Source organism: Pantoea sp. Ft-CA_14 (genome assembly GCF_024520875.1).
Lineage (GTDB): Bacteria > Pseudomonadota > Gammaproteobacteria > Enterobacterales > Enterobacteriaceae > Pantoea > Pantoea agglomerans.
In genome coordinates this window covers 1-261 of record NZ_JALNPM010000045.1, presented here as the reverse complement: position 1 = coordinate 261, position 261 = coordinate 1, and the positions used below count along the sequence as shown (strand labels likewise).

Sequence of the window (261 nt, the reverse complement as noted above, 5' to 3'; positions counted from 1 at the left end):
CTTCTGGCGCCAGCGTGAAATGATGTTTTTCACCCGCTTTTAATCCCAACAGTGCCTGCTCCAGCGGGCCAGACAGGCTACCGTCGCCGAGCCGAAACAGCGCAGGTTTACCGTTGGCGCGGGTGGATTCTGCCACAGAGCCGTCTTCCAGCTTCATGACGAAATGCAACAACACCGCGCTGTCGCCCTGTACAGACTCAGTCATGCTTTACCCTTTTTTAACCTGCTTGCTGGAAGGGTTGAAAAAGCCCTCCAGCACCA

1 protein-coding gene is annotated in these 261 nt (G+C 55.6%); it reads right to left on the bottom strand.

All coding sequences use genetic code 11. The annotated features are described in order from the left end of the window. The coding region (locus NR195_RS22785) for an FKBP-type peptidyl-prolyl cis-trans isomerase (RefSeq protein ID WP_256844937.1) at positions 1-205 on the bottom strand (205 nt) is incomplete at its 3' end. Positions 206-261 lie beyond the last annotated feature (56 nt).